Genomic DNA, 8,363 nt, shown 5'->3' with positions numbered 1-8,363 from the left:
GGGTGTCGATGCCCGAGCGCGCATGACGGACCCCCTGGGCAGAGCGTCGTGCGGTCAATATGCTGACATCCATCTCGCGCCGTGGCCGTCACCGACCGCAGCCTCCACAACCGGGAGGAACCATGCCTCAGCTCGGACGTCGATCGGCCGCCGTCACGGTGGCCCTGGCCCTTCTCCTGACGGGCGGTGCCGCCGCGAGCCCGGCCGTCGCTGACCCGCGCCACACCGTCAAGACCCCCACCGCCACCGGCTACGGGGGTGCCGTGAGCACGGTGGACCCGGATGCCTCCGCGGCGGCGATCGGCGTCCTGCGCAAGGGCGGCAACGCGGTCGACGCGGCCGTCGCCGCCGCCGCGACGCTGGGCGTCACCGAGCCGTACAGCGCCGGGATCGGCGGCGGCGGCTACTTCGTGTACTACGACGCCCGCCGCGGGAAGGTCAGCACGATCGATGGTCGCGAGACCGCGCCGGCGGCCATGCCGCGCGATGCGTTCATCGACCCCGCGACGGGTCAGCCGTATCGCTTCACGCCCGAGCTCGTGACGAGCGGCGTCTCGGTCGGGGTGCCCGGCACACCCGCGACGTGGGAGCGGGCCCTCCGGAAATGGGGGACGCTGAGCCTCGGCGAGGCGCTGCGGCCCGCGATCAAGGTGGCGACGCGCGGTTTCGTGGTCGACGAGACGTTCCGCCAGCAGACCCTCGACAACAAGCTCCGCTTCGAGGCCTTCACCTCCACGCGCCGGCTCTTCCTGCCCCGCGGGGACGCGCCCGCGGTCGGCAGCGTGTTCCGCAACCACGATCTCGCCGACACCTACCGGCTTCTCGCCAAGCGCGGCGCGAAGGCGTTCTACACCGGCCCGCTGGCGGCGGAGATCGCGCGCACCGTGCAGGCCCCTCCCGTGAGCCGCGACACGACCCTGCCCGTGCCGGCGGGTCATCTGACGACGGCCGATCTCGCGCGCTACCGGGCCCTGGATCAGGCGCCGACGCGCGTGGAGTACCGCGGCCTGGAGGTCTACGGCATGGCGCCCTCGAGCAGCGGTGGCACCACGGTGGGCGAGGCGCTGAACATCCTGGACACGTTCGAGCTGCGCCGCGCGTCGACGCCGGACACGCTTCACCACTATCTCGAGGCCAGCGCGCTCGCCTTCGCCGATCGCGGCGAGTACGTGGGCGACCCCGCGTTCGTGGACGTGCCGACGGCGGCGCTGACCGATCCCGTGTTCGGCGCCGAGCGCGCGTGCCAGATCGATCCCGACCGCGCGGCCACCAAGCCCGTCCCGCCCGGCGACGCACTCTCGTACGACGGCGTGTGCCCGGCCGGGGCCGTGCCGCTCGCGGACGAGAAGGACACCGAGAACGTCTCGACCACCAACCTCACGGTGGCGGACCGGTGGGGCAACGTCGTGGAGTACACCCTGACGATCGAGCAGACGGGCGGGTCCGGCATCACGGTTCCGGGCCGCGGCTTCCTGCTCAACAACGAGCTGACGGACTTCTCCACCGTGTACGACCCGGACGACCCGAACCGCATCGAGCCGAACAAGCGACCTCGCTCGTCGATGTCGCCGACGATCATCCTGAAGGACGGCGAGCCGTTCCTGGCGCTCGGCTCACCCGGTGGCTCCACCATCATCACGACGGTGCTGCAGATGATCGTGAACAGGGTGGATCTCCGGATGACCCTGCCGCAGGCGATCGCGGCCCCGCGGGCGTCGCAGCGCAACACCGCGACGGTCACTGCCGAGCCCGCCTTCATCGCGCGGTACGGAGACCAGCTGACGCCGTACGGTCATCGGCTGACGCCGTCGGGCGACGCGTTCACGTCGGCCGCCGAGATCGGCGCCGCCACCGCGATCGAGTTCCGCAGGGACGGCAGCGTGATCGCCGTGGCCGAACCCGTGAGGCGCGGAGGCGGCTCCGCGATGGTCGTCAAACCCTCGCGCTGAGTCCGCTCGCGCGGCGCGGGTCTCAGCCCGCGTCGGCGCGGATGCGCGTCAGCATCTCGCGCAGCGTGGCGTTGAAGCGGTCGATCTCCGCCTGCGGAACGCCATCGAGGATGATCTCCTGGCCGCGCAGCGAGATCGGCCGCATCAGGTGGTGCATCTCTGCGCCGCCCTCGCTGAGGTACATCGGCCGCGACCCGCGCGGCCCGTCCGACAGGAGCAGCAGGCCCCGCTCGAGCAGCGTGTTGACGCTCTTGGACACGACCGCCTTGTTCACGTCGAGGAAGTCGGACACCTCTGTCGCCGAGGAGCCGGGGCGCGTGGCGATCGCCGAGATCACGCGCCAGTCGTTCGTGCCGAGGCCGAATCGGCGGCGCAGCTCATGCGACTCCCGCCACACGAGGGCGTTGGAGAGCAGAGCGAGCAGCCGGGGGGTGAACCCGTCGGGCTCGAGGACATCGTCCAGCGGCTCCGTGACCGCGCCCGCGGGCGCGGCGTGGCGCCGCAGCGCGGCATCCGCCTGTTCGCTCTCCACGACCCGGCTCATGTCGCTCCCCTCCCGCACGGCTCTCGCCGTGATCGTGCGGACAGTCTGGCAGACGGTCCCGCGCGCGATCCGGACGACCGGCCGCATCAACAAGTTTATGGACATTCCTGTTTACACCTAAACAGGATCCTGCTAGCTTCTCTCTCACCGGAGCCGACGAGGGCTGCGGTGACGTACGAGGGTCGACGACGACATCCGCGTGAAGGTCGGTCGACTCCGGGCAGAGGAGGCGTGACATGACTGGAGCGACGCTCGACATCGGCGAGCGGCACAGCGTCGGAGAGCTGACGGATCTCGCGTACGAGCTGCGGCGCAAGCTGCTCGAGCTCTGCGGCACGTACGAGGGGGCGGTCCACATCGGCGGCGACCTCTCGGTGGCCGACATCCTGACCGTGCTGTTCCATCACGGCCTGCGGGTCGATCCGGACGACATCGCCAACCCGGCGCGCGACCGGTTCGTGCTGAGCAAGGGGCACGCCGCCGTGTGCATGTACATCGCGATGGCGATGCGCGGGTTCTTCTCGTACGACGAGATCGTCGACACATACGGTCAGCTGGACAGCGCCTACGGCATGCACCCGTGCAAGGTGCAGCTGCCGGGCGTCGAGGCGTCGACCGGATCGCTCGGACACGGCCTGCCGCTCGCGGTCGGGATGGCGCTCAGCGCGCGCCACCGCGGCGAGAAGCACCGCGTGGTGACCCTGCTCGGCGACGGTGAGACGGGCGAGGGCTCGGTCTGGGAGGCCGTGATGGCCGGCCGCAGCCAGAAGCTCGGCAACCTCGTCGCGTTCGTCGACCGCAACCGCCAGCTCATGACGAGCTTCGCGGAGGAGCGCGTGATGTTCGAGCCGTACCCGGACAAGTGGCGGGCATTCGGATGGAACGTGATCGAGGTGGACGGCCACGACATGGCTCAGCTCGTCGACGCGATCGACCGCCTCCCCGACCCCGACAGCGACGTCCCGACCGTGGTGGTCTGCGAGACCGTCAAGGGCAAGGGCGTCGACTTCATGGAGCGCAACCTCGCCTGGCACGCCGGCTCCCTCGGCGCCGACGACCTCAGCCGCGCCCTCGCAGCGCTCGATGCGAGCCGCGGCACCACCGCCGCGGACGTCCCGCCCGCCGACACCCACGAGGAGGCCCGCTGATGCCCGTCACCTTCACCTTCGGAGAGATGCTCTCCGCGCGATCCGTGATCGGATCCACCCTCGCCGAACTCGGCGAGACGCACGAGAACCTCTGGGTGCTCACGCCGGACATCGGCGCGACGCTGGTGGAGTTCCGCGACAAGTACCCCGACCGCTTCGTGGACGTGGGGCTCGCGGAGCAGGCCTGCGTCGGCATCGCGGCAGGCCTGGCGTACGACGGCAACATCCCCGTCGTATCGGGCATGCTGCCGTTCCTGTCGATGCGCGCGCTCGAGCAGGTGCGCACCGACGTGTGCTACCCCGACCTGCCCGTCAAGATCATCGGCACGCACGGCGGTCTCGTCGGCAACGGCGGCTCGACGCACTACGCGGTCGAGGACCTGTCGCTGATGTGCTCGCTCACGAACATGACCGTCACCTCGATCGGCGACCCCGTCATGGTGGGCGAGATCATCCGGCAGTCGATGCACATGACCGGTCCGATCTACATCCGGCTCGCCGTCGGCAAGAAGGACAAGGTGCTGTACGAGGAGGGCCAGCACGAGATCCGCATCGGCAAGGGCATCGTCGCGCGCGACGGCTCCGACGTCACGCTGTTCACGCACGGCACGACCGTGGCGCAGGCCCTGGAAGCCGCAGAGCAGCTCGCGCAGGACGGCGTCTCGGTGCGCGTCGTCGACATGTTCACGCTCAAGCCGATCGACGCCGAGCTGATCGAGCGCTGCGCGGCCGAGACGGGCGGGCGCTTCGTCGTGCTGGAGGACCACCTCTCCTACGGCGGTCTCGCGACGCGCGTGGCCGACGTCGTCGCCGACCGAGGCATCCGCCTGGAGTCGTTCGAGCGGCTCGGCATCCCGCAGGTCTACGCCGGTTTCGGCGAGGACGAGCAGCTGCGCGACAAGCACGGGTACGGCCTGTCCGCCACGGTCGCGGCGCTGCGCCGCGCCGTGGCACCGGCCACCCGGGCGGCCGCCGACGAGCCCGCCGCGGTCTGAGGGGGGCGAGCATGAAGACCGTCGCCGTCACGAAGATCGGCAGCCTGCGCGACCCCGACGAGGGCGCGCGCGGCCGCATCGGAGTCGTGGACTTCCCCGAGGCCGAGCTCGGTCCGGAGGACGTGCGGATCCGCGTCGCGTACGCCGCGATCTGCGGATCCGACCCCCACCTCGCCGAGGGCTTCTTCGGCACCGACGTGCCCATCGGGCTCGGCCACGAGATTTCGGGCGTGATCGAGGCGCTCGGCGAGCGCGCGACCCGGAACGGGCTGCGGCTCGGAGACCGCGTGTCGGGCAACTTCCTGAAGTTCTGCGGCACGTGTCGGGCCTGCGTCGACGGGCGCCAGCAGTTCTGCGCCCACATCCAGGAGTACAACCGCCCCGGGATGGCCGAGACGGTCACGTGGCACGAGTCGCAGGTGCACCGCCTGCCCGACTCGGTGTCGCTGCGGGAGGGCTGCCTGCTGGAGCCGACGAGCGTCGCGGTCCGCATCGCGGACAAGACGCGGATCCGAGTGGGTGACCGCGTCGCGATCTGCGGCGGCGGGCCGATCGGGCAGCTCGCCCTGCAGGTCATGAAGAGGTACGGCGCGACGTCGCTCACGCTGATCGAGCCGATCGCCGAGCGCCGGGAGATGGCGCTGCGCCACGGCGCGGACTTCACGATCGACCCCGTCACGGAGAACCAGGCCGCACGTGCGGACGAGATCACGCAGGGCCTCGGCTACGACGTCGTGATCGACGCGTCGGGATCGCCTCGCGCGGTGCGCGGCCTCCTGGACATCGCAGCCAAGGGCGCCACGGTCGTCTACGGCGCCATGTACCCCGACGATTTCGAGATGCCGCTGCACCTGTCCGACCACCTGTACCTCCGGGAGCTCACGATCACGGGCGTCTTCGTCTCGCCCTACGCGTTCCCGCGCGCGCTGCAGCTGCTGCCCCACCTCGAACTCGGCGAGCTGACCGCGGCCGTGTTCGATCTCGACGACGCCGCGGCGGCCTTCGAGGCGCACGTCAGCGGACGCCATCCCAAGGTCATCATCCGCTGCAACCGGATCGAGGATGCGGCATGAGCGCGGCCACGGCTGTACAGCCGGGCGTCGCGGTGGAGGCGCCGCCGGCGCTGGAGGTGACGGGCATCAGCAAGTCGTTCGACGGCGTCGCCGCTCTCCGCGGCGTGAACCTGTCGGTGCGGCCGGGCGAGATCCACGCGCTTCTCGGCGAGAACGGCGCCGGCAAGTCGACACTGATCAAGATCATCACGGGGCTGTACTCGCACGACGAGGGCACCGTGCGATTCGCGGGAGAGCCCGCCGACTTCTCGAGCGTGCGCGCCGCGAACAGGTCGGGCGTGGTCGCGCTGTACCAGGAGCTGTCCATCGTGCCGACCATCAGCGTCGCCGAGAACATCACGCTCACGGAGGGAGCGCCGTCGACCTTCGGACTCGTCCGCGGCCGCCTGATGCGCCAGCGCGCGCAGGCGCTGCTCGATCGCCTGAACCAGCGGATTCCGCTACGAGCCCTGGCGGGCGACCTGTCCCCCGTGAAGCAGACCATGATCTCCATCGCGCGAGCGCTCGCGATGGACGCGCGCGTGCTCATCCTGGACGAGCCGACGGCATCCCTGACCGACACGGAGATCGGCGACCTGTTCACCGTGCTGCGGGGCCTGCGGGACGACGGCGTCGCGATCGTGTACGTGTCGCACCGCCTCGAGGAGGTCTTCGAGCTGTGCGATCGCCTCACCGTGATGCGCAACGGCCAGACGATCGTCACGAAGGATGTCGCGGACTCGTCCATCGACGACGTCATCTCGACCATGGTCGGGCGCGAGCAGAGCGAGCTCTACCCCGACCGGGACACCGCGGGCGAGGACGTCGTCCTGACGGTGACCGGGCTCACCGGCCGGCGCGTGTCCGACGTGTCGTTCGAGCTGCGGGCCGGCGAGGTGCTCGGGATCGGCGGGCTCGCCGGGTCGGGCCGCAGCGAGCTGCTGCGCCTTCTCGCGGGTGCTCAGAAGCACGCCTCCGGCACGATCACGGTCTCGGGACGCGAGGTGTCGGGCGGCGTCGGGCGCGCACTGGAGGCGGGCATCGCGCTCGTACCGGAGGAGCGCCGCAGCCAGGGCGTGATCCTGTCCGCCCCGATCACCGAGAACGTCGCGATCGCGAACCTCGGCCGCGTCAGCAGCGTCGGTGTCGTCTCCGGACGCCGGATCACCGCTCTGGCGAAAGAGGCGATCGCGAACCTGCGGATCAAGGCCGCCGGGCATCGGCAGGACGTCGGGCAGCTCTCGGGCGGCAACCAGCAGAAGGTCGTGCTCGCGAAGATCCTCGCCCGCGGCCCCAAGGTGCTGCTCATGGACGAGCCCACGCGCGGGATCGACGTGGGCACCAAGGCGGAGATCTACCGCCTCATCCGCGAGCTCGCCGCCGACGGCATGGCGGTCATCGCGGTCAGCAGCGAGCTGCCGGAGCTCATCGGCCTGTCCGACCGGATCCTCGTGATGCACGAGGGCCGGGTGTCGGGAGAGGTGGATGCCGCGACGGCCACGGACGAACAGATTCTCACTCACGCCTATGGAAGGGACGCCTGAGATGGTGACCGAGACCCTCACGGTGCAGGCGGTCGCCCCCGACCGCAAGAGCTTCACCCAGCTGATCTGGCAGTCGAGCACGATCGTCGCCCTCGTGGTGCTGATCGTGGTGTTCGCGATCGCGAGCGGCGGGCGCTTCGCCTCCGCCTCGAACCTGACGAACATCCTCAACGCGGTCGCGATCCTGACGATCGTGGCCGTCGCGCAGACGATCGTGATGGTCGTCGGCGACTTCGATCTCTCGGTCGGGATGACGGCGACCCTCGGCGGCGCGACCGCCGGCGCGCTCCTCGTCGACGGCGCGAACCTCGCCGTCGGCATCCTCGGGGGCGTCGGCGTCGGGGTGCTCGTGGGCGCGGTCAACGGCCTGCTGGTGGCCTTCCTGAACATCTCGGCGTTCGTCGCGACCCTTGCCACGATGACCGCGGTCGGCGGCCTGAACCTGCTCATCACCGACGGCACGAACATCTACGGCTGGGCGGAGCAGTTCAACATCGTCGGCCAGATGCGCATCAACGGCATCCCCGCGCCCGTGATCTACGCGGTCCTCATCTCGATCGTCGTCTGGCTGATCCTGCGCTTCACGACGCTCGGTCGGCGCTGGTACGCGATCGGCGGCAACGCCGAGGTCGCGCGTCTGTCGGGCGTCAGCGTGCGCCCGACCCGCTTCTTCGCGTTCGTGGCGGCCGGAGGGCTGTCGGCCCTCGCGGGCGTCGTGCTCGTCAGCCGCCTCGGCAGCGCAGGCCCGCACGCGGCCGACGACCGCATGATGTTCGCGGTCGCGGCGGTGTTCCTCGGCATGACGCTGCTGCGCTCCGGCCAGGCGAACATCGGCGGCACGCTGATCGGCGTCGCGATCATCGGAGTCGTGCAGAACGGCCTGAACCTCGTCGGCATCAACACCTACATCCAGCAGGTGCTGATCGGCGCCATCATCATCGGCGCCGTCCTCCTGTCGGGCCTGAAGAACAAGAACGCCTAGCCCGGCACCCCTCTCGCACTACCCGCACCTCGCGGCACCCCGCACCACGCAGTACCCGCATCAGACAAAGGAGTTCACGATGCACGCACGCACCATCCTCAAGCCCCTCGCCGCGGCCGGCGTCGGCCTGTTCGCCATCGCGGCGCTCG

7 protein-coding genes are annotated in these 8,363 nt (G+C 70.4%); 6 read left to right on the top strand and 1 reads right to left on the bottom strand.

The features are described 5' to 3' along the window. The first annotated feature begins 122 nt into the window (after nt 1-122). Nucleotides 123-1,949, top strand: a complete 1,827-nt coding sequence (ggt, locus tag RIF89_RS08650; protein ID WP_309068718.1) for a gamma-glutamyltransferase — start codon at nt 123-125, stop codon at nt 1,947-1,949. A 22-nt stretch (nt 1,950-1,971) separates the two neighbouring features. Here the strand turns inward: ggt and RIF89_RS08645 are convergent, their stop codons facing one another. Then, entirely contained in the window at nt 1,972-2,493 is a 522-nt protein-coding gene (locus RIF89_RS08645; RefSeq protein WP_309068717.1) for a MarR family winged helix-turn-helix transcriptional regulator, read from the bottom strand. 236 nt (nt 2,494-2,729) lie between these two features. On the opposite strand from RIF89_RS08645, the gene RIF89_RS08640 reads away from it, so the two are divergent. Genes RIF89_RS08640 through RIF89_RS08620 form a run of 5 tightly spaced genes read left to right on the top strand, consistent with a single transcriptional unit; the run spans nt 2,730 to nt 8,214 of the window. Next, the gene (locus RIF89_RS08640; protein ID WP_309068716.1) at nt 2,730-3,641 is read left to right on the top strand and encodes a transketolase; all 912 of its coding nucleotides are present in this window, start codon (nt 2,730-2,732) and stop codon (nt 3,639-3,641) included. After that, a complete protein-coding gene (locus RIF89_RS08635; RefSeq protein WP_309068715.1) occupies nt 3,641-4,636 on the top strand; it encodes a transketolase C-terminal domain-containing protein in 996 nt (331 codons plus the stop codon). The genes RIF89_RS08640 and RIF89_RS08635 overlap by 1 nt, the downstream gene beginning before the upstream one ends. Before the next feature lie 11 nt (nt 4,637-4,647). Further along, nucleotides 4,648-5,709 (top strand): alcohol dehydrogenase catalytic domain-containing protein, encoded by a 1,062-nt coding sequence (locus tag RIF89_RS08630; protein ID WP_309068714.1) that lies wholly within the window; start codon nt 4,648-4,650, stop codon nt 5,707-5,709. Continuing rightward, the gene (locus tag RIF89_RS08625) at nt 5,706-7,232 is read left to right on the top strand and encodes a sugar ABC transporter ATP-binding protein (RefSeq protein ID WP_309068713.1); all 1,527 of its coding nucleotides are present in this window, start codon (nt 5,706-5,708) and stop codon (nt 7,230-7,232) included. The genes RIF89_RS08630 and RIF89_RS08625 overlap by 4 nt, the downstream gene beginning before the upstream one ends. Then, nucleotides 7,216-8,214, top strand: a complete 999-nt coding sequence (locus RIF89_RS08620) for an ABC transporter permease (protein ID WP_309068712.1) — start codon at nt 7,216-7,218, stop codon at nt 8,212-8,214. Before RIF89_RS08625 ends, RIF89_RS08620 begins: the two co-directional genes overlap by 17 nt. Nucleotides 8,215-8,363 lie beyond the last annotated feature (149 nt).

This window comes from Microbacterium sp., assembly GCF_031178525.1.
GTDB lineage: Bacteria > Actinomycetota > Actinomycetes > Actinomycetales > Microbacteriaceae > Microbacterium.
The sequence above is the reverse complement of the archived record's forward strand: the minus strand, read 5'-3'. Positions and strand labels throughout refer to the sequence as shown.